19 protein-coding genes are annotated in these 18,832 nt (G+C 69.6%); 3 read left to right on the top strand and 16 right to left on the bottom strand.

Features of this window, described 5'->3' with window-relative positions; all coding sequences use genetic code 11:
* Positions 1 to 27: 27 nt before the first annotated feature.
* On the bottom strand, positions 28 to 753 hold the full coding sequence (locus AB0L53_RS48515) for a hypothetical protein (protein WP_364010363.1): 726 nt from the start codon (positions 751 to 753) through the stop codon (positions 28 to 30).
* Positions 754 to 860: 107 nt separating this feature from the next.
* On the opposite strand from AB0L53_RS48515, the gene AB0L53_RS48510 reads away from it, so the two are divergent.
* Complete coding sequence (locus tag AB0L53_RS48510; RefSeq protein WP_364010360.1) at positions 861 to 1,757, top strand: DUF6492 family protein; 897 nt, start codon at positions 861 to 863, stop codon at positions 1,755 to 1,757.
* Positions 1,758 to 1,783: 26 nt separating this feature from the next.
* Here the strand turns inward: AB0L53_RS48510 and AB0L53_RS48505 are convergent, their stop codons facing one another.
* Positions 1,784 to 2,593, bottom strand: a complete 810-nt coding sequence (locus AB0L53_RS48505) for a hypothetical protein (RefSeq protein WP_364010357.1) — start codon at positions 2,591 to 2,593, stop codon at positions 1,784 to 1,786.
* 278 nt (positions 2,594 to 2,871) lie between these two features.
* Between AB0L53_RS48505 and AB0L53_RS48500 the strand changes: the two genes are divergently transcribed.
* Positions 2,872 to 3,840, top strand: coding sequence for a glycosyltransferase (locus tag AB0L53_RS48500; protein ID WP_357954851.1), 969 nt, complete (start codon positions 2,872 to 2,874; stop codon positions 3,838 to 3,840).
* Here AB0L53_RS48500 and AB0L53_RS48495 read toward each other — a convergent pair.
* The 8 genes from AB0L53_RS48495 to AB0L53_RS48460 all read right to left on the bottom strand — a co-directional run bounded on the left by AB0L53_RS48495 (position 3,809) and on the right by AB0L53_RS48460 (position 12,161).
* Entirely contained in the window at positions 3,809 to 5,278 is a 1,470-nt protein-coding gene (locus AB0L53_RS48495) for an oligosaccharide flippase family protein (RefSeq protein WP_364010354.1), read from the bottom strand. The two genes, AB0L53_RS48500 and AB0L53_RS48495, sit on opposite strands and share 32 nt — an antisense overlap.
* Positions 5,271 to 6,242, bottom strand: a complete 972-nt coding sequence (locus AB0L53_RS48490) for a hypothetical protein (RefSeq protein ID WP_364010351.1) — start codon at positions 6,240 to 6,242, stop codon at positions 5,271 to 5,273. Before AB0L53_RS48490 ends, AB0L53_RS48495 begins: the two co-directional genes overlap by 8 nt.
* Complete coding sequence (locus AB0L53_RS48485; protein ID WP_364010348.1) at positions 6,239 to 7,501, bottom strand: DUF4910 domain-containing protein; 1,263 nt, start codon at positions 7,499 to 7,501, stop codon at positions 6,239 to 6,241. The genes AB0L53_RS48490 and AB0L53_RS48485 overlap by 4 nt, the downstream gene beginning before the upstream one ends.
* Before the next feature lie 17 nt (positions 7,502 to 7,518).
* On the bottom strand, positions 7,519 to 8,541 hold the full coding sequence (locus tag AB0L53_RS48480; RefSeq protein ID WP_364010345.1) for an SDR family oxidoreductase: 1,023 nt from the start codon (positions 8,539 to 8,541) through the stop codon (positions 7,519 to 7,521).
* Positions 8,542 to 8,547: 6 nt separating this feature from the next.
* Positions 8,548 to 9,198, bottom strand: coding sequence for a PIG-L deacetylase family protein (locus AB0L53_RS48475; RefSeq protein ID WP_364010342.1), 651 nt, complete (start codon positions 9,196 to 9,198; stop codon positions 8,548 to 8,550).
* Positions 9,195 to 9,968, bottom strand: a complete 774-nt coding sequence (locus tag AB0L53_RS48470) for a sugar phosphate nucleotidyltransferase (RefSeq protein WP_364010339.1) — start codon at positions 9,966 to 9,968, stop codon at positions 9,195 to 9,197. The genes AB0L53_RS48475 and AB0L53_RS48470 overlap by 4 nt, the downstream gene beginning before the upstream one ends.
* Positions 9,965 to 11,182 (bottom strand): class I SAM-dependent methyltransferase, encoded by a 1,218-nt coding sequence (locus AB0L53_RS48465; RefSeq protein ID WP_357954837.1) that lies wholly within the window; start codon positions 11,180 to 11,182, stop codon positions 9,965 to 9,967. Before AB0L53_RS48465 ends, AB0L53_RS48470 begins: the two co-directional genes overlap by 4 nt.
* 61 nt (positions 11,183 to 11,243) lie before the next feature.
* Complete coding sequence (locus AB0L53_RS48460) at positions 11,244 to 12,161, bottom strand: hypothetical protein (protein WP_364010336.1); 918 nt, start codon at positions 12,159 to 12,161, stop codon at positions 11,244 to 11,246.
* Positions 12,162 to 12,395: 234 nt separating this feature from the next.
* Here AB0L53_RS48460 and rfbC point away from each other — a divergent pair, with 234 nt between their 5' ends.
* Positions 12,396 to 13,004: a dTDP-4-dehydrorhamnose 3,5-epimerase gene (gene rfbC, locus AB0L53_RS48455; protein WP_364010333.1), complete on the top strand. Its 609-nt coding sequence runs from the start codon at positions 12,396 to 12,398 to the stop codon at positions 13,002 to 13,004.
* Here rfbC and rfbD read toward each other — a convergent pair.
* The 6 genes from rfbD to AB0L53_RS48425 all read right to left on the bottom strand — a co-directional run bounded on the left by rfbD (position 12,924) and on the right by AB0L53_RS48425 (position 18,827).
* Positions 12,924 to 13,820 carry a dTDP-4-dehydrorhamnose reductase gene (rfbD, locus tag AB0L53_RS48450; RefSeq protein WP_364010330.1) on the bottom strand — a complete coding sequence of 299 codons (897 nt, stop codon included), beginning with the start codon at positions 13,818 to 13,820 and terminating at the stop codon, positions 12,924 to 12,926. The genes rfbC and rfbD overlap by 81 nt on opposite strands.
* Positions 13,817 to 14,761: an endonuclease/exonuclease/phosphatase family protein gene (locus AB0L53_RS48445; protein ID WP_364010327.1), complete on the bottom strand. Its 945-nt coding sequence runs from the start codon at positions 14,759 to 14,761 to the stop codon at positions 13,817 to 13,819. The genes rfbD and AB0L53_RS48445 overlap by 4 nt, the downstream gene beginning before the upstream one ends.
* Positions 14,758 to 15,684, bottom strand: coding sequence for a dTDP-glucose 4,6-dehydratase (rfbB, locus tag AB0L53_RS48440; protein WP_364010324.1), 927 nt, complete (start codon positions 15,682 to 15,684; stop codon positions 14,758 to 14,760). The genes AB0L53_RS48445 and rfbB overlap by 4 nt, the downstream gene beginning before the upstream one ends.
* On the bottom strand, positions 15,681 to 16,748 hold the full coding sequence (locus tag AB0L53_RS48435; protein WP_364010321.1) for a glucose-1-phosphate thymidylyltransferase: 1,068 nt from the start codon (positions 16,746 to 16,748) through the stop codon (positions 15,681 to 15,683). The genes rfbB and AB0L53_RS48435 overlap by 4 nt, the downstream gene beginning before the upstream one ends.
* Before the next feature lie 2 nt (positions 16,749 to 16,750).
* On the bottom strand, positions 16,751 to 18,205 hold the full coding sequence (locus tag AB0L53_RS48430; RefSeq protein ID WP_364010318.1) for a sugar transferase: 1,455 nt from the start codon (positions 18,203 to 18,205) through the stop codon (positions 16,751 to 16,753).
* A gap of 271 nt (positions 18,206 to 18,476) precedes the next feature.
* Positions 18,477 to 18,827 carry a hypothetical protein gene (locus tag AB0L53_RS48425; protein ID WP_225298795.1) on the bottom strand — a complete coding sequence of 117 codons (351 nt, stop codon included), beginning with the start codon at positions 18,825 to 18,827 and terminating at the stop codon, positions 18,477 to 18,479.
* Between the last annotated feature and the right edge of the window lie 5 nt (positions 18,828 to 18,832).

Here is an 18,832-nt window from a genome sequence, read left to right as displayed (position 1 = left end):
GGACGATGGACCGCTCGATTGCCACGTTCAACGCTGCAACACCGCTTCCTCGGTCCGGACGTCCGCCTCGGGCGCCGGTTCCGGCCCGTCCCGCTCGTCCCTCCTGCGCCGCAGCCCGGTCATGACGCTCTCGGCGCAGAAGGAGGCGCCGAGCGCGGCGGCCACGCCCAGCGCGAACACGGCCGCGGCGCTGCGGATCTTCCCGCCGCGCTCCGGCAGCGGCTCGGTCGGAGAGACCATCTCGTTCAGGTTGATGTACGTCTCCGGCGGTGCCTTCAGCACCTCCTGACGCCGTTTCAGCTCGACCTTGGCCCGCTCGGCGACCCGGACCACGATCGCCCGCGCGTCCTGGGGCGCCAGGCTCTTGCCCTCGATGACCACGAAGGGCGCGCTGATGAGCAGCTCGGGATTGGGGTGGCCGTTGTTGACCCTGTAGGTGGTCTTGCCGTCCGGCCGGATGCCCATCTGGCCGGCCACCTCCGTGGTGTTGAGGATCTGCACCAGGATGGAGGCCGACATGTTCAGCCCGCCGTCGAAGTTGAGCAGCGGGTTGATGATCGGGTTGGGGTTCTTGGGGTTCGGCGGCCGGTACGACCCGCTCGGCGGCACCGTGAGCACCATGACCGTCGTCGAGGAGTACTGGACGGGGATCTGGGTGTAGACGCCGTAGGCGGCGGCGAGCGTCAGCAGGAACGCGGGAGCCGCGATGTACCAGCGACGCAGGAGGACGATGATCGCGCTCCAGAAGTCCAACACAGCCCCCCAGGCATGTTCCAGCCGTACGTCAAAGCATCGGCGAGGCTGCGACCAGCGTTACTTATCACGTGTAACGTGCCAAAGCTTCACTGCGATGAGGGTGAGTGACCAAGCCCATGGCCTCGCTGGCCGTCGTCACCCCCAGCTATGGACCCGACGCGGATCAGTTCGCCGATCTGCACCGCTCCGTACTGGAGTACACCCCCGAGGACACCGTCCACCACGTCTTCGTGCCGCGCGCCGACCGGCGTCTGTTCGCCGCCCACGAAGGGCCCCGCTGCCGGGTCAGGACCGTGGGAGAGCTGCTGCCGAAGCGCTACGTCAAGGTGCCCCGAGTGGGCATGTGGGTCAACGCCCTGCGCCCCTGGCCGCCCGTACGCGGCTGGGTGATGCAGCAGATCGTCAAGCTGGCGGCCACGGCGGCGATGGACGCGGACGTGGTCCTGGTGGCCGACTCCGACGTGGTGCTCGTCCGGTCGACGACGGCCCAGCGCTCCCTGGTCGGCGGCCGGCCGCTGCTGCACCGGCTGGAGGACGGGGTGCACCCGCTCATGACGCGGCACGTGCTGTGGCACCAGGTCGCCCGCGAGCTGCTCAAACTGCCACCGGCGCCCGAGCCGCCGCTGCCCGACTACATGAGCCCGCTCACCTTCTGGGACCCCGCCATCGTGCGCGGGCTCCAGCGGCGGCTCACCGAGAACACCGGCCGGCACTGGGCCGACGCCTTCGGCTCCCGGCTGCACGTGTCGGAGTTCATGCTCTACGGCCTGTTCGTGGACGAGGTGCTCAACACGCCGGACGAGCGCCCGCCGTCGGACACCGGCCTGTGCCACAAGACCCCCGACGAGTCGCCGATGGACCTGCCGACCGCCCTGGCCTTCGCCGATCGGCTCGGGCCCGGGGCGATCGGCATGATGATCTCCGCCAAGTCGGGCACCCCGCGAGAGGTGCGGCAGGCGGCCATCGAGCGCTGCGCCGAGGTCGCCAACCGCGTTTCCTGACCCCGGCGCCGCGCGGACCCGCTCACCTAACCCGCGCGGCCGTCCTGGTCGGGCTTTCGCTGGTCGGGGGCGATCCCCAGGAACTCGCCGTTGATCCGGGCGAACTCCTCCGTCGGGGGGCCGTCGCTGTCGCGGTCCGCGGCCGGGTCGTCGTCGGATCCTGCGGAAGACATGACCGTTGAGCGGCCATTAAGGGGCTTCGCCGCTTCCGGCTCGGCGGCGGGTTCGGGTAGTACGTCCGTTTCGTCCTTGGTCGGCTCCGCCGGGGCGGTACGGCCCCGGACGCGGCGGATCCACATCAGGTAGGCGGCGCCGAAGCCGAAGAGCAGGGCGACGACCAGCACCTCCACGGCCAGTTGGAGCTTGCCCCCGCCGTCGTACGCGACCGGGATCAGCGCCACGTTGTTGACCGCGATGAACGTGCTCTTCGGCGCGCCCAGCGAGGTCTGGTAGCTGGTCAGCTCCTCACGCAGGCGCCGCTCGGCCCGCTCGAGGACGCCCTTCGCCGTCTCCGCCGTCCGGCTCACGACCTTGATGTGGATGAACGGGCCCTGCGTCACGACGCCCAGCAGGTCCGCGTTCGACCGGCCGTCGTCGATGACGATCTCGGTGCTGCCGTTCTCCTCGATCCCGAGCTTGCGCAGCTCGTCCTTGCTGTTGAGCGCGAGGATGAGGATGCCCGCGACCGTCCGCAGCCCGTCGTTGTACTGCAGCAGCGGGTTGGTCAGGCCGACCGGCTTGGTGGGATCCATCGACAGGGTGCCACCGGACGGCGGCGCGGTCAGGATGAGCGACGACTCGGTCTCGTAACGCGGTGACCCCACGAAGAACGCCACCAACGCCAGGACGAGGGCGAGGGCGATGATGGGAGGTCCAACACGCTTGTTTCGGATAAGGCCTAACAGATCGTTCCAAAAAGCCATATTTACCCGCCCAAGCCCCCGCCAATATGGGCCAATGCCTGGCCATAAAAAATGGTACAGATTGCTTATCGTGACCGGACGAGTCGATGTTACGAATCACCGGACCTGGTTGCCGTTCGCCCTACTTCGCGAGAACATCGGCGCGACCGTACCTCAGCCTCACCTCAGCTTCCGCTAGAAGGGCTGCCCGGATGACGTCCAGATCCCCAAATGTACGCTCCTCCGCCTCACTCGTCGGCCGCGCCGAACCGCCCATCGGGGTCGGCATGCCCGTCTACAACGGCGAGCCGTACCTGGAGGGCGCCCTGCGCTCGGTCCTCTCCCAGAAGGGGGTCGACTTCGAGCTGGTGATCGCCGACAACTGCTCGACAGACGGCACCGAGGAGCTCTGCCGCGAGCTGGCCAGGACCGATCCCCGCGTCCGCTACCTGCGGCGCGAGCGCAACGTCGGCATCACGGCCAACCACAACAAGGTCGTCCACGAGACCCGCGGCGAGTTCTTCTCCTACGCCACCTCCGACGACGAGTACCACGAGGACCGCCTGGCCCTGCTCTCGGCGGCGCTGCGCCGCCATCCGTCGGCGGCGGCGGCCGTCTCGGGCGTCGAGGAGATCGACGAGACCGGACAGACCATCGGCACCTGGCGCGACACCGCCCCCACCGACCAGCCCGACCCGGTGACGCGCCTGCGCCACCGGCTGGACAACTACGACGAGACCATGCACTTCTACGGGCTCATGCGCAGGGAGACGCTGCTGCGGGCCCGGCCGCTGGAGGCCATCCTGCCCGCCGACCGGGTGATGATCTCGGGCCTGGCCCTGCTCGGGCCGCTGGTCGTGGTGGACGAGCTGCTGCTGCGGCACCGCAACCACCCGGGCAGCAACAGCCAGGTCAACCACGCGCGGGCCTTCCGCGCCCGCGAGATGCCCGGAGACCAGCGCTTCTTCCTGCCCAACGTGGAAGAGGGCCGCGCGCTGCTGCGGGTCATCAGGAACGCTCCATTGACCCGCGGCCAGCGGCTGCGCGCCTACGCGGCGCTGCGGCCCTGGCTGCGGCGCAACGCCGTGCCCATGGCCCGCAACGTCGCCCACTCGGCCATCGACGTGGCCCGCGGCCTGCGGGGGCCGCTCAGCTCGTCACCACCTCGCGAATCTTCCTGATCCGGTCTCGCGAGAGGCCGGTCGCCACGTACACGATCAGCCCGGCTCCTCCGGCGACGCAGAGCCGGACGAAGTCGAAGGCGCCCTCGGTCAGCCTGGACACCAGCCAGGCGGCCAGGCCGGCCAGCAGGCCACCGAGGAGCAGCCGGAGGATCCCGGGCAGGACCGGTCCGAGCACGACGCCCGAGCGGCGTAGTTGCAGCGCCGTCACGGGCAGGGCGATCAGCAGCGCGACGGCCGCGTGCGCGATCGCCACACCCCGGATGCCGTCCAGCCGGGCGCCGGCGTACAGGGCGGGCAGCAGTGCCACGGCCCAGCTCAGGTTCATCCACACGACGAGCCTGGTCGCGCCGAGCGAGGTCAGGATGTCGAAGGCCAGCGCGGTGAGCATCCGCACCACCATCAGCGCCATGAGGAAGGACAGCGCCTGGGCGGCGGGCAGCCAGCGCTCGCCGTACAGGAAGGGCACGACCAGGGGCGCCAGCACGCCGAACAGGACCGCGACGGGCAGCACCAGCGTGATCAGCATCGGCACGAGCTGCTGGACGCGCGCGGAGAACGCCTCCGGGCGCTCCTCGGCGACCCGTGAGAAGCCGGGCAGCGTGACGTGGCGCAGGGCCTCGCCGACCAGTCCCGGCACCCAGCTCGACACGTTCAGCGCGATCATGTAGAAGCCGAGCGTGGTCGCGCCCAGGAGCCGGCCGATGATGATCGCGTCGGCGTTGAGCACCAGCGCCTCGATGGCCAGGCTGACCGCCAGGGGCACGCCGAAGCCCAGCAGCTTGCGCGCGATGGCCCGATCGAAGCCCAGCCGCAGCGGCATCTTGGCCCAGACGAACACCAGGATGCCGCTCACCAGGGAGTTGGCGACCGCGCCGATGACGAAGCTGTAGACGCCCGCACCCGTGGCCGCCAGGGTGATCGCCACCGGCACCTGGACGGCGATGCCCGCCATGTTCGCCTTGGCTATTTTGTCCTGCTGGAAGCCGCGGAGCATGACCGCGCTGCGTACGTTGACGAACCCGTCGATCACGATGATCACGGTGAGCAGCCGCACCACCGGGGTGGCGGAGATGTTGCCCGCCAGGCCGGTGAAGTAGGGCGCCGCCACCCAGAACACGGCATAGATGGCCACGCTGAGGGTGATGACGACGGTGGTCGCGGTGACCACCATGTCCTCCAGCTTGCCGCGCCACTGCACGACGGCCGCGACGATGCCGGCGTCGTTGATGTAGAAGAGGAACTGGTTGGCGGCCAGCGCGACCGCGTACAACCCGAAGTCCTCCGGGGCGAGCAGGCGGGCCAGCACGAGGCTCAGGGTGAAGGTGGCCAGCTTCGACCCGCCCCTGGCCAGCAGCCCCCACCGTAGTCCCCTGCTCGCCGACCCGGCCCGGTGATCGCTGATGGGCTCGCTCGTACTCACTACTGGCTCACTCACCGTCCGGCACCCGTTCGAGCCAGATCTCGCGCCAGAAGGGGAAGAACTCGCGGGGGCAGTTCAGCGAGTGGACGCCCTCGCACACCACGTCCTGCAGCACGATGCAGGGCGTCTTCATCTCCAGCATCCGTCCCGTGGGCTCGTCGATGCAGCGGTCCACCCGGGCGCGCACCCGCGCGGTGCGGCCGCAGTGGCGGGCCAGCTCGGCGTCGAAGTTCATGCCGCGGTTGGACAGGTCCTCGTTGACGGTGGCCAGGATCTCCTGCTTGGACCGTACGCGGACCAGCTCGCCCGGCTGGAGGTCGAGCGTCTGGACCGGCGTGCGGCCCCTGATCTCGCCCTTCATCGTGCCCCACGGCCGACCGCCCTTGACACGCAGCGCGCGGGGCAGCTTTCTCCTCGTCAAGTGCTGGAAGCGGTTGTACAGCCCGATTCCGGTGGCCTTCAGGGTCCTGAGCACGCCGACGTTCCGCGTCCGCACGTCCGCCACGAACTGCCCCAGATCGGCCATCGGCAGCGGTACGGGCGCCGCTCTCAGCAGCTCGGTCGCCTGGCAGGAGTAGCGTTCGGAGCCGTCCTCGCCCGGCGGCTTGCGGCTGTTGATCTCCAGCAGCGGCAGCAGCCGGGAGTCCGGCACGGCGTTCGGGGGCAACTCGTCCGCCGCGACCCGCTTGATCCACGCCTGTTTCCAGTACATGGAGCAGGCGGTCTGGCAGCCGCCGTGCGCCGAGCCGTCGCACCGGGCGCCGAGCAGGTGCACGGCGCTGTCCATGCGCCGCAGGCCCGTCTTGGTCAGCGTGTCGCACAGCTTGTGCGCCACCTTGTGCACGGTGAGGCGCTGACCGCAGAACTTCAGCATCTCCGGCATGAACGGCAGGCCGTCCAGCTCGCCGCGCTCGTCCAGCGTGGCCAGGATCTCGGCCTCGCTGCGGATCTCCACCAGGTCTCCGACCCGCAAGCTCATGGTTTCCATTCCCTCACCAGTTCCGCGTCTTCGAGGCTCGCCGCCGCCTCGGCCACCGCCTGGAACGGGAGGCCGGCCCGTTCCGCGATGTCCAGCAGCGAGTGCGTGCCGTCCGAGAGGTTCAGCACCCAGAGCATGGCCATCTGGGCCTGCTTGGTGTCGCTCCTGCCGCCGAGCGCCCCGTAGAGGCCGCGCCGCCCCAGTTGCGGCTCGCCGTAGGGGCTGAGGTTCTCCAGGCGCCGGTCTCCCTCCAGCACCCGGGTCACCTCCCAGCAGGTCTCCAGGGTGTCCTCCATTGCCTCGGGGAGCACGAACGCCGGATTGTCCCCCGAGGTGTGATATTCCGGATAGCCCGCGTACGTCGATCTGGTCAGGCAGCCGACCGGCAGGTCGAATCCAGGTGAGCAGTACTGCCGCTCGTCGTAGCCGTACGGGGAGAAGTCGAGCGTGCGGTGCGGGCGCCCGGAGGAGCGCAGCACGTGCCCCACCGCCCGGTCGATCTCCGTGTCGCCGCGCCTGCTCCGCTTGTACGTGAGCGCGCCGCCGTCCCCCGCGCACGCGAGGACCAGCCCGTGCCTGACCCGCTCGACCGCGTCCCGGTTTCGAGCGAGCCAGGTGATCGACCCGATCGTGCCGGGCGCGAACAGGAAGCGGTAGGTGTAGCGCGGCGACGCCGCCGCCAGCCGCCGGGCCAGCTGGACGGCCACCGCGATGCCCGCCAGGTTGTCGTTGGCCAGCGACGGGTGGCAGGTGTGGCAGGAGATCAGCACCTCCTCGCCCGTCCGGCCGGGCACGACGTGCTCGGCGTACGTGAGGTGGCCGTCCGCCAGCGTGGAGTCCACCACGACCTCGTACTCGCCCTCCCGGAGGCCCGCCAGCGTCTCATGACGCAGGCAGAACCCCCAGTCCTCGGCGTAGTAACTCGTCCGGTAGGGGATGAGATCCGGCTGGTCCGGCAGCGTGTGCAGGTGGCCGCGGAGCTCGGCCAGCGGCATCCGGGCCGAGACCGGCACGCTGTAGCCGACCACGTGCAGGTTGGACTCGGCGAAGTCGACGACCTTGGCGCCCGTGGGGCCCTTGATGTAGGCGTCGCGGATGTTCCACTCTTTGGGCACGTTCCAGTCGAGCACCTGCGTGCCGGTGGGCACCTCGTGCACGTTCAGCGCGAGGTGCTCGCCGACGATCTCCAGGGTGCGGCGGACGCCGTCTCCCGTGATGCTCCGGCACAGCGGGTAGAGACGCTCCACCAGCTGGTGCATCTCCTTTCCGAGGCCGGTCACGAGGGCATCAGCCGCTCGTCGACCGTCCCTGCGGCCTGCCGGTCCGAGAGGCGAGCCAGGCGGGTGAAGCGGCGCTCGAAGCCCTCCCTGGTCAGCCCGTGCCGCCGGTAGGCGTCGATGAGTTCGAGCGCGCCCTCCTTCACCGAGCGGCGCGCCTCGTATCCGGGCAGCGCGGCGCGGATCCGCGAGAAGTCGACCCGGTAGGAGCGCGGATCGGCGCCCGTCTCCCCCGTGATGGCCAGCGTGGCGCCGGGCACCGCCTCCACCACGGTCGCCGCGATCCCGGCCACGGTGACGTTGTTCTGCTCGGTGCCCACGTTGAACGCCTCGGCGTGTACGGCCTCACGCGGCGCGACCAGGGCGGCGGCGAACGCGTCCGCGATGTCCAGCGCGTGCACCAGGGGCCGCCATGGCGTGCCGTCGGACAGCACGCGCACCTCGCCGGACAGGTGCGCGTGCCCCACCAGGTTGTTGAGCACGATGTCCGCGCGCAGCCGGGGCGAGAAGCCGAAGGCCGTGGCGTTGCGCAGGAAGACCGGCGTGAAGTCGGCGTCGGCCAGCTTCAGCACCTCGTCCTCCACACGCACCTTGGACTCGGCGTAGGGGGTCACGGGACTCAGGGGCGCCTCCTCGGTGACCAAGTCGTCCCCGCCGGCGGCTCCGTAGACCGAGCAGGTGGAGGCGTACAGGAAGCGCCGCACGCCCGCCTCGCGGGCCAGCCGGGCCAGCCGTACGGAGGCGTGGTAGTTGATGTCGTAGGTCAGCTCGGGCGCCAGCGAGCCGAGCGGGTCGTTGGACAGGGCGGCCAGGTGCACGACCGCGTCGAATCCGGCCAGTGCCTCGGCCGGGACCTCGCGCAGGTCCACGGCGAGCCCTTGGGGGTCGTCGGGCCGCGGCCCGAGGACGCAGTCGGCGAACAGCCCTGAGTCGAGGCCGGTCACCTCGTGTCCCGCTTCCACGAGTACGGGGGACATGACGGTGCCCAGGTAGCCCTGGTGTCCGGTCAGCAGTACACGCATATCCGGCTAGTCTCCTGCGAGGTCGAGGGTCAGTTTGCGGGTGTGGAAGGCTTCGGCGTACCTGTCGCCGCACTCGATGCCGCGGATGCGGGCGAGCCCGAGGAAGGCTTCGTCGTCGAACCAGGAACGCCGGAGTTGCGAGGGGTAGTGCCGCCGCAGCAGGGCGACCTTCTCCGCCGCCACCTCCGGCCGCAGCGGCTGGTAGGCGGTGGGGCGGCCGAGGTCACCGTCCCACTTGACGATCTCGTAGCCGAGCGTCAGGTGGTCGCGGAAGGCCGTGGGCACGAGCTCGGCCAGGCCCCGGTGGTCCTGGTGGGCGTCTCCCGGATGTGGGCCGAGGATCAGGTCGGGATCGGTCCTTGCCCGCAGCAGCTCCAGCGCTTCCTTGGCCTGCTCCCAGTGCGCGGGCAGCCGGCCGTCGGGCAGCTTGAGCACGGTCAGCCGCAGGTCGGCCCCGGGGCAGAAGGCGGTGAGCGCCGCGTGCTCCTCGTCCTCGCGCTCGGTGCCGCCGCCGGAGAGGACCAGCGCGTCGACCTGGAGCCCTGGCCGGCCCGCGCAGAGGGTGAGCAGCGTGCCGCCCGCCCCGATCGCGATGTCGTCGCAGTGCGCGCCCAGCGCGACGATCCGGCCCAGCCGGGCGGCCGTCAGGCGGATCATGCCTCCCACAGCGCCCAGGGCCTGTCGCCACGCGAGTACGCCTCGTCCAGCTCGATCCGCTGGTTGACGGTGTCGGTCGGCCGCCAGTAGCCGCGGTGCCGGTAGGTCATGAGCCGGCCCCGTTTGGTCAACTCCACACAGCCATCCCCCACCAGATCCCCATTTTCCGGGATGTGATCGAAAATTTCCTGACGGAGAACGAAATATCCGCCGTTGACCCATATCGGCATCTGGGTGACCGGCGCGATGTCCCTCGCCAGCCCGTCGTCGTCGATGTCGATGCAGTGGAAGGTGCCGGGCGGCGGCACGACCATCATGGACGCCCCCACGTCGGCGGCCATGAAGCGGTCGACGATCTCCGGCAGCGGCGCGTCGGTGAGCACGTCGGCGTAGTTGGCCAGGAACACCTCCTCGCCGTCCAGATGGTCGCGGACGCGCCGCAACCGCTCGCCGATCGGCGACTGGACGCCGGTCTGTACGAAGGAGATCGACCAGTCCGAGATGTCCTGCGACAGCAACTCCACCTCGCCACCGCGCAGCCGGAAGTCGTTGGAGGCGGTCTCCTTGTAGTCCAGGAAGAACTCCGTGATGTGCTGGGCGCCGTAACCGAGGCAGAGGATGAACTCGGTGTGCCCGAAGTGCGCGTAGTAGCGCATCACATGCCAGATCAGCGGCCGGGGACCGACGAGCTGCATGGGCTTGGGTACCTCGCCCGGCGCTCCGGTGCGCATCCGCGTGCCGTACCCACCGCAGAAGAGCACGACCTTCATGGCACGATCTCCAGACTCGGGATGGGAAAGACCAGCTGCCCGCCCCATTCGCGGACATAGGAGAGCTGTTCGGTGAGTTCCTCTCGCAGGTTCCACGGCAGCACCAGCACGTAGTCCGGCCGGTCCTCGGCCAGGCGCTCGGGCGGCAGGATCGGGATCCGGGTGCCCGGCGTGAACCTGCCGTGCTTGTACGGATTGCGGTCCACCGTGTACGCCAGCAGGTCCTCGCGAATGCCACAGTGGTTGAGCAGCGTGTTGCCCTTCCCCGGCGCGCCGTAGCCGGCCACGGTCTTGCCCGCCTCGGCCGCGTCGATGAGGAAGCGGAGCAGGTCGCGGCGGACCTTGGCCACCCGGGCGGCGAACTCCGCGTACCCGGCCAGCTCGTCGAGCCCGGCCCCCTTCTCCCTGGCCAGCACGTCGGCCACCCGCTCGGTGGGCTCGCCGCCCGCCTCCTCGGGCCGGGCCCAGAGCCGGATCGAGCCGCCGTGCGTCGGCAGCAGCTCCACGTCGACCAGGGCCAGGCCGCCGGTGGCCAGGGCCCGCCGCGCGGAGGCGACCGTGTAGTACTGGAAGTGCTCGTGGTAGATCGTGTCGTACTGGTTCAGCTCCACGAGCGTGAGCAGGTGCTGCACCTCGATGGAGACCCACCCGTCGTCGGCGACGAGCGCCCGCAGCCCTCGGGTGAAGCCGACGACGTCGGGGATGTGCGCGTACACGTTGTTGGCCACGACCAGGTCGGCCGGCCCGTGCTCGGCGCGGACCGCCGCCCCGGTCTCCGGGTCGAGGAAGGCCGTAAGCGTGGCGATGCCCTTGTCCCTGGCCGCCTGGCCCACGTTGGCCGAGGGCTCGATGCCCAGGCAGCGCACCCCTCGTTCCGCCACGTGCTGCAGCAGGTAGCCGTCGTTGCTGGCCACCTCGACCACGAAGCCCGGCGCGAACCGGTCCACGGCCGCCGCCACGAACTCCCGGGCGTGCTCCACCCAGGAGGTGGAGAAGGAGGAGAAGTACGCGTACTCCGTGAACGTCTCCTCCGGCTGGATCAGCGGCGGTATCTGGGCGAGCCAGCAACTCGTGCAGACCCGCAGGTGCAGGGGGTAGGTGAGCTCGGGCTCGTCGAGCCGCTCCCTGGTGAGGAACAGCTCGCAGGGCGGCGTGGCACCGAGGTCGACCACGCTCGCCAGTTCGCCCGAGCCGCAGAGCCGGCAGACGGTCACCGGCCTCGGCCTCTTCCGCGCTGTAACCAACGAGCCATGGTCCCCTCCCGATGTGTGAAATTCAGTACGAACTACCGTTGGCTCGCTCCACGTGAGCCACGGCCTCCTTCTCGTACTCCGCCGACAGCTCCTCCGGGATGCGTGCCAGGTCCCCGGCGCGCATGAAGTCGCGCAGAGTGGTGCCCAGGCACGCCGCGTCCACGTTGGGCGCGCCCTTGCGTGATCTGACGTCGTCGATGTGGACGGTGCGGAAGTCGATGCTGAAGCGCGTCACGCCCGAGGTGTTGCGTACGGTCGAGTGCAACTGGGCGCCCGAGAAGAGGAGCACCCCGCCCGGCTCCATGACGAACCTGAGCTCGCCGGACAGGTCGAGGTCCTCTTCCGGCTTCGGCTGCTCGCGCGTGTCGCTGTAGATGTGCTGGGCGGCCGACGGGCGCTCCGTCCTGACCCACGAGGCGTAGTCGTAGCGGCCGCTGCCGTTGCGCACGGCCTGGGTGAAGTACTCCGGGTGCAGGGCGAAGACGTTCTCCGGCACCACGTCGTAGACGGGGATCCACCAGTTCACCTGGTTGAACGGCGCCGAGTACCAGCAGTCGCGGTGGGCGTGGTAGGCGTACGAGATACCCGAGTCGAGGTAGCCGTCGGAGGTCGAGGTCCGTAACCGCGGCACGTCGAAGTAGGTCTCGTCCGGCGCGAACCCCAGCTCGTCCAGCAGGACCGCGATGAGCTCCTTGCACCTCGGATGGTGGATGAAGCGCGGCTTGACGTCGGCCAGCAGCGCGGCGAACCGCTCGACCGGCATGCTGTGCTGGGCGATCGTGGGATCGACGCCGCCGAAGGTCTCGGCGACCAGTTCGCGGGCGAAGGACACGAGCTCGCGGGACGCGGGCGAGGCCGTGTAGACGAAGACGTCGCCCTGGAAGATCCTCTCGCGTCGTGCCTCGTCGTTCATCGTGCTGCCGGTGAATACCGTGGTCATCTGGGCTTGCCCCTTACACGTGCATGGTGCGAGTCGAACCGATCTCCCCTCGTAGGTCTTGCGAGGCCGTGCGTGGGGCGGGATGGGTTGCTGGCTCCCGGAAACGTACAGATCGGGATGGTGATCCTGACCCCGCTCAGGACCACATGCCTCAATCAACTGGCATTTCGCGACTGCCATCTCACGCGTTACACGCTCTGGTGGGAACGTTCCTGCTATGTCAGGATCCGGCTCATGGATCCCCTCGGTTTCGACGGCGCCTGGCTGTTCAGCCCGCATATCCACAAGGACGGTCGCGGGCAGTTCCTGGAGTGGTTCAGGAGCGACGAGCTCGACCGCCCGCTGGACCTCGCCCAGGCCAACTGCTCGGTCTCGGCCAGGGGCGTGCTGCGCGGCCTCCACTACGCGGATGTGCCGCCCGGTCAGGCCAAGTACGTCACGTGCGTCTCCGGCAGCGTCCTCGACGTCGCGGTGGACCTCAGAACCGGCTCGCCCACCTTCGGCCAGTGGGCGGCGGTGCAGCTGGACGACGTCTCGCGGCAGGCGGTCTACCTGGCCGAAGGGCTCGGCCACGCGTTCTTCACGCTCAGCGAGTCGGCCACCGTGATCTACCTGTGCTCCACCTCGTACGCCCCGCAGCGCGAGCACGGCATCCATCCGCTGGACCCGGCCCTCGGCATCGTCTGGCCGGAGGGCATCGAGCCGATCCTCTCGGACAAGGACGCCGCGGCACCCACGCTGGCGGAAGCGATCGAGCAAGGTCTACTCCCCTCCTACGCCGACTGTCTGGCCCACTACGCGAGCTCCCCAGGCCCTCAGCAGGGCCGGCCAGGCCGCGTGTAGGGCGATGGACCACTCCCGCATCGGCGGCAGCCCGGCGGCCTGCCAGTTCCCGTGCGCCAGCACGCTGTTGGCGGGGCGTGGGGCGGGCCGGCGCAGCGCCGTGCTCGGGATGGGCCCGACCCGGCTGGGATCGGCCCCGAGCAGGGAGAAGAGCTCTCTCGCGTAGTCGTACCAGCTCGTCCGCCCGGCGCTCGTCCCGTGGTAGACGCCGGGCGGGGCGTCCGCCCGGCCGAGCTGGACGATCCGCTCGGCCAGGTCACCGGTCCAGGTGGGCTGGCCGAACTGGTCGTCGACCACGGAGACGGTCGGCCGGGAGGCTTCGAGGCCGACCATCGTGCGGGCGAAGCTGCGGCCGTGGGCGCCGTAGAGCCAGGCCGTACGCACCACGTGGTGACCGTGCTCCAGCGCCGCGTGCTCGCCCGCGAGCTTGGTCCTGCCGTAGGCGTTGATGGGCCCCGTCGGGGCGCTCTCCCGGTACGGCCCGACCCCGGCGCCGTCGAAGACGTAGTCGGTGGAGAGCTGGATCAGCCGGGCGCCCAGGTCGGCGGCGACCCGGGCGAGCACGGACACGGCCGTCCCGTTGATCGCCAGGGCCTCCTTCTCGCGCGTCTCGGCGTCGTCGACGGCCGTCCACGCGGCGCAGTTGACCACCACGTCAGGCCTGGCCGCGCGCAGCACCCAGGCGACGGCACCGGCGTCGCACAGGTCCAGCTCGGACCGGGTGAACGGGCGGACTCGCATCCCCGGCGTGGTCCGCAGCCGCTCCGTCAGGTCGGTGCCGAGCATGCCGCCCGCACCCGTGATCACCCACCTCATGCGCGCCGCCTCAGCACCAGGTCGGTGACCGTGGCGCGATGGTCGGTCCGCGGGAGGGCGAGCGTCTCGAACGAGCGCACGACCACCCCCTCGGAGGCCAGCACGTGGTCGATGGCGACCTTGGGGACGAGGGCGGAGCGCCCGTAGTACGGCCAGGTCATGACAAGTCCCTTCCCGGTGACGGACGCGGCGTCCTGATAGCCGGTGGCGATCAGCTCCCTCAGCACCGCGTGGTCGAGCGTGGAGTTGAAGTCGCCGGCCAGGACGCGCGGCCGCTTGGCCACCGCCGGCGGCAGGACCCGGATGCTCTGCGCCCAGCATCCCGCCAGCCAGCCGCCGGCCGGCGCGCAGGCGTGCACGCCGACGACGTCCACCTCCGAACCGTCGGGCAGCGTGAGCAGGCCGCCGACGTGCTGCCACTGGCCCGCCGCGAAGCCGAGTCCCGGACGCAGCGGGAAGCGCGAGTAGACGGCCGTGCCCAGCTGTTCCAGGTGGTACGGCAGCAGGGCGCGCAGGCCACCCCGGTCGAGTCGCGCCGCGAGGTCCGGAGTGAGCTCCTGAAGGGTGAGCACGTCGGGGCGGCTCCGCTCGACCGCGCCGATCAGGGCCTCGGCGGGCACCGAGCCCACGCGCAGGTTCGCGGTCATCACGCGCAGCGGCTGCCCCGCTGCCTCGGGGACGCCCTGCGGCACCGCGCGCGGCAGCACCACCGAGGCCAGCAGCCCGCCCACCACCAGCGCGGCGTACGTGGCGGGCCGGTTGCGCAGCGCCAGAGCCAGTGCCAGCGGCACCAGCGAGCCCGCGGCCGCGTAGGGGGTGAACGACACGAGCTGGGACCACCTGAGCTTGGGCTCCCAACCGGCCACGCGGAGCACTGCCCAGCCGGCGAACGGCGACAGCAGTGCCCAGAGCGCGGAGGTGAGCAAGGTGTTCTGCTTCAAGCTCTCCACCACGCCGCGTTGCTCGCGTACCAGCTGACGGTGTCCTTGAGCCCCTGCTCGAACGCGATCTCCGGCCGGTAGCCGAGCGCGCGCAGCTTGGTGTCGTCGAGCGAGTAGCGGCGGTCGTGGCCCTTGCGGTCCTCGACGGGCTCGACCATGCTCCAGTCCCGGCCGCACGCCTCCAGCAGCCGCTCGGTCAGCTCCCTGTTGGTCAGCTCGGCGGTGCCCGCGATGTGGTAGACCTCGCCGGGCGCGCCCTTCTCGGCCACCAGGCGGATGCCCGCGCAGTGGTCGCCGACGTGGATCCAGTCGCGGACGTTCCCGCCGTCGCCGTAGAGCGGGACCCGCTCGCCGCGCAGCAAGTTCGTGACGAACAGCGGGATGACCTTCTCCGGGTACTGCCTCGGGCCGTAGTTGTTGCCGCACCGGGTGATCGACACGTCGAGGCCGTACGTGATCGCGTACGCGCGGGCGACCAGGTCGCCGCCCGCCTTCGACGCGGCGTACGGGGAGCGCGGCAGGAGCGGCGCGGACTCCTCCCATGAGCCGTGGTCGATGGAGCCGTAGACCTCGTCGGTCGACACGTGCACCACCTTCGGCACCCCGGCCTCCAGGCATGCCTGCAAGAGCGTCTGGGTGCCGAGCACGTTGGTGCGCATGAACTCGGCCGGGCCGTCGATCGACCGGTCGACGTGCGACTCGGCGGCGAAGTTGACCACCAGGTCGTGGCCCGGCACCACCTCGCCGAGCAGCTCGGCGTCGCAGATGTCACCGTGGACGAAGGTGTGCGGCCTCCCTTGGAGGTTGGCCCGGTTGCCGGCATAGGTGAGCTTGTCGAGCACGGTCACGTCCGCGTCGCCCAGCCCGTGGACGAAGTGCGAGCCGATGAAGCCGGCCCCACCCGTCACCAGAATCCTTGTCATGAACTGATCTGCACCTTGCTGTGATCGCCCAGCACGAGGCGGTGGGCTTTGGGGGTGTCCGGAGCGGGGGTCACCTCGACGTCGTGGCCGATGAGCGACGACTCGATCCGGCCGACACCCTGGATGGAGGCTCGGGGCAGCACGATCGAGTATTCGATCTCGCTGCGGCCGATCGCGCAGTCGGCGCCGATCGAGGTGAACGGGCCGACATAGCTGTCCTGTACCCGCGCGCCGGGGCCGATGATCACCGGGCCCACGACGCGCGAGCGTTCGACCACGGCGCCGGGCTCCACCACGACCCGCCCGATCAGCTCGCTGGCCTGGTCGACCTGACCGCTCACCCGACGGTCGAGCGACTCCAGCACGAGCCTGTTCACCTCCAGCATGTCGGTGACGTTGCCGGTGTCCTTCCAGTAGCCGGAGATCACCGAGGACTCGACGCGCAGTCCCGACTCGATCAGCCACTGGATCGCGTCGGTGATCTCCAGCTCGCCACGCCCCGACGGCTTGAGCTCGGCCACGGCGGCGTGGATGGCCGGACTGAAGAGGTAGACGCCGACCAGCGCCAGATCGCTCTTGGGCCGGTCGGGCTTCTCCTCCAGGCCGATCACCCGGCCGGCGGCGTCGAGCTCGGCGACCCCGAACTGGCGCGGATCGCCGACCCTGGTGAGCATGATCTGGGCGGCGGGCCGCTCCCTGGCGAACCGGTCCACCAGGCCGTTGATGCCGCCCACGATGAAGTTGTCGCCCAGGTACATGACGAAGTCGTCGTCACCGAGGAAGTCGCGGGCGATCAGCACGCCGTGGGCCAGGCCCAGCGGCGCCTCCTGGCGCAGATAGGTCACCTGCAGGCCGAACGCGGAGCCGTCGCCGACGGCCGCCTCGATCTCGGCCTGCGTGTCGCCGACGACCAGTCCGAGCTCCCTGATCCCCGCCTCGGCGATCGCCTCCAGGCCGTAGAACAGCACCGGCTTGTTGGCGACCGGCACGAGTTGCTTGGCCGAGGTGTGGGTGATGGGCCGTAGCCGTGTGCCCGACCCTCCGGCCAGCACGAGTGCTTTCACCGCTAGTAAGCCCCTTCTCCACGGGTGACGACGGACCAGGTCTTCCAGAGGATCTGGAGGTCGAGGATGAGGGACCAGTTCTCCACGTACCTCAGGTCGAGGCGTACGGACTCCTCCCAGCTCAGGTTGGAGCGACCGCTGACCTGCCAGAGTCCCGTCATGCCGGGCTTGACGACCAGGCGGCGGCGGACGTCGCTGCCGTACTTGGCGACCTCCTCCGGGAGCGGCGGCCGGGGGCCGACGAGTGACATGTCTCCGCGCATGACATTGACCAGTTGGGGCAACTCGTCCAGCGAGTATTTGCGGAGGAAGGCGCCTACCGGAGTGATTCTTGGATCGTTCCTAATCTTGAAGAGCACCCCGTCCAATTCGTTGGCATCGAGGAGGGCGTCTCTGAGCTTCTCGGCGTCCTCCACCATGGTCCGAAATTTCAAGACACGGAACTCTTTGCCGCGTTTGCCGACCCGAGTCTGGGTGAACAGCGCGGGGCCCGGGCTGGTGAGGCGGATCAGCAGCACGATCGCCAGCAGCGGCACGGCCATGAGCAGCAACGCGGCTCCCGCAACGAGCCGGTCGAAGACGGTCTTGACGATCTGCCTGGCACCGTCGAACTCGGGATGCCCCACGTGCAGGAGCGGCATCCCCGCGACCGGCCTGATGCTGATCCGCGGGCCGGCGACCTCCATGAGCGCGGGCGCGACGAACAGGTCGGTGCGCGCGGCCTCCAGGCTCCACGCCAGCCGTCGCAGCGCCGACCCGTCGAATTCGGGGCAGGCCGTGACGGCGACCGCGTCGGCTCCCATCCGGTACACCACCTCGGCGACGTCGCCGAACGAGCCCAGCACCGGGATGCCGTCGAGGTCGACGTCCATCCGGTCCGGCGGCAGGCAGGCGCCTACGACCCGCATGCCGTGGTACGGCTGACGGCGGAACTGCATGACCAGGTCGAGGATGGATTCGCGATGGCCGACGGCGATGACCTCGCGCATGTAGTCGCCGACCACTCTCCGGCTGTGCAGCCGTTTTCGCAGCTTGTAGCGGAAGCACAACGCGGACAGAAGCGCCAGCGGCAGCATCGCCATCACGAAGCTGCGCGCGACGACGGTCTGCGTGGCGTAGGCGCCGATCGCGACCGCGGCCATCAACCCGGCGCCGCCGTTGAAGACGGCCCTGAACTCTTCAGTGCCCTCGCCGTGCGCGCGCGGCCGGTACGCGCCACCCATCGCCAACGCGAAGGGCCAGGCGATGACCAGACTCACTCCTAGAACGAATTCGGCCAACGGAACGTACGCGCCGGACAAGAGGCGAATGCCCAGCACGCAGACGCACGCGACCAGCGCGCACGCCGTGTCGCCACCCCACAGAAGCCGTAAGTACGCACGCGTCCAGATACTTGACGCGCGACGTGGTACGGCTTCGAGGAGCACGACATCGGACTCCCCGGTCCCCACCCTCATAGCACCACCCTGAAAACTTTTGTGCACCGCAAGAACATGACGTTCCTTGAACCTCATGGGTTGACAAGTCCCCCATGCACAATCAAGGGCGGCGGCCCCCACTAAAGAGTAAAGATCCACTCCGACAAGCGATATACCGTTAAATGTCCACAACCGGACGGAACTCGGGGCGGAGAAGGGGTTGACGGAACGATCCAAAAGTGCTGATCGACACGTCGGCAAATGTGCGGTTTATGGCAACATTTCAGCAGGTTGCCGGAATATGACGGGGCTAGTCATATTCCAGATCCGGCAGTGCGGATGGCGGATCGGGGCTCCGCCAGACGACCACGACTCCGTCATGTGCCGACTCGGCGGCGATGTGCAGCCGGTCGAGGTCGAAGTCGGGCAGATAGCGCAGACGCGCCAGAAACGTGGCGTCGGTGGCCGACCTGGGTACCACGCAGCCTTCGCCATCGCGGTCGAGCAGGATATAGAGGACGTCCTCTCCTGACTCGGTCACCACACGGACCTCGACCACGTCCTCCCAGGCAAGGGCTTCGACGCTCCCGTCCGCATAGTGACGGGTCACGCCCTCTTCCGTGACGTACACGTAGGAGTCCGGCATCGGGTTGCCGTGCATGGCCG

The sequence above is a fragment of the Nonomuraea sp. NPDC052129 genome (assembly GCF_040680095.1).
In the GTDB taxonomy this organism is placed as follows: domain Bacteria; phylum Actinomycetota; class Actinomycetes; order Streptosporangiales; family Streptosporangiaceae; genus Nonomuraea.
The sequence above is the reverse complement of the archived record's forward strand: the minus strand, read 5'-3'. Positions and strand labels throughout refer to the sequence as shown.

Coding starts and splice junctions, on each gene's coding strand:
- AB0L53_RS48460 (WP_364010336.1), bottom strand. CDS start 12,161: ATGACCACGGTATTCACCGGCAGCACGATGAACGACGAGGCACGACGC.
- AB0L53_RS48485 (WP_364010348.1), bottom strand. CDS start 7,501: ATGCACCAGCTGGTGGAGCGTCTCTACCCGCTGTGCCGGAGCATCACG.
- AB0L53_RS48480 (WP_364010345.1), bottom strand. CDS start 8,541: ATGCGTGTACTGCTGACCGGACACCAGGGCTACCTGGGCACCGTCATG.
- rfbB (WP_364010324.1), bottom strand. CDS start 15,684: ATGACAAGGATTCTGGTGACGGGTGGGGCCGGCTTCATCGGCTCGCAC.
- rfbC (WP_364010333.1), top strand. CDS start 12,396: ATGGATCCCCTCGGTTTCGACGGCGCCTGGCTGTTCAGCCCGCATATC.
- AB0L53_RS48500 (WP_357954851.1), top strand. CDS start 2,872: ATGACGTCCAGATCCCCAAATGTACGCTCCTCCGCCTCACTCGTCGGC.
- AB0L53_RS48475 (WP_364010342.1), bottom strand. CDS start 9,198: ATGATCCGCCTGACGGCCGCCCGGCTGGGCCGGATCGTCGCGCTGGGC.
- AB0L53_RS48430 (WP_364010318.1), bottom strand. CDS start 18,205: ATGAGGGTGGGGACCGGGGAGTCCGATGTCGTGCTCCTCGAAGCCGTA.
- AB0L53_RS48425 (WP_225298795.1), bottom strand. CDS start 18,827: ATGCACGGCAACCCGATGCCGGACTCCTACGTGTACGTCACGGAAGAG.
- rfbD (WP_364010330.1), bottom strand. CDS start 13,820: ATGAGGTGGGTGATCACGGGTGCGGGCGGCATGCTCGGCACCGACCTG.
- AB0L53_RS48490 (WP_364010351.1), bottom strand. CDS start 6,242: ATGAGCTTGCGGGTCGGAGACCTGGTGGAGATCCGCAGCGAGGCCGAG.
- AB0L53_RS48470 (WP_364010339.1), bottom strand. CDS start 9,968: ATGAAGGTCGTGCTCTTCTGCGGTGGGTACGGCACGCGGATGCGCACC.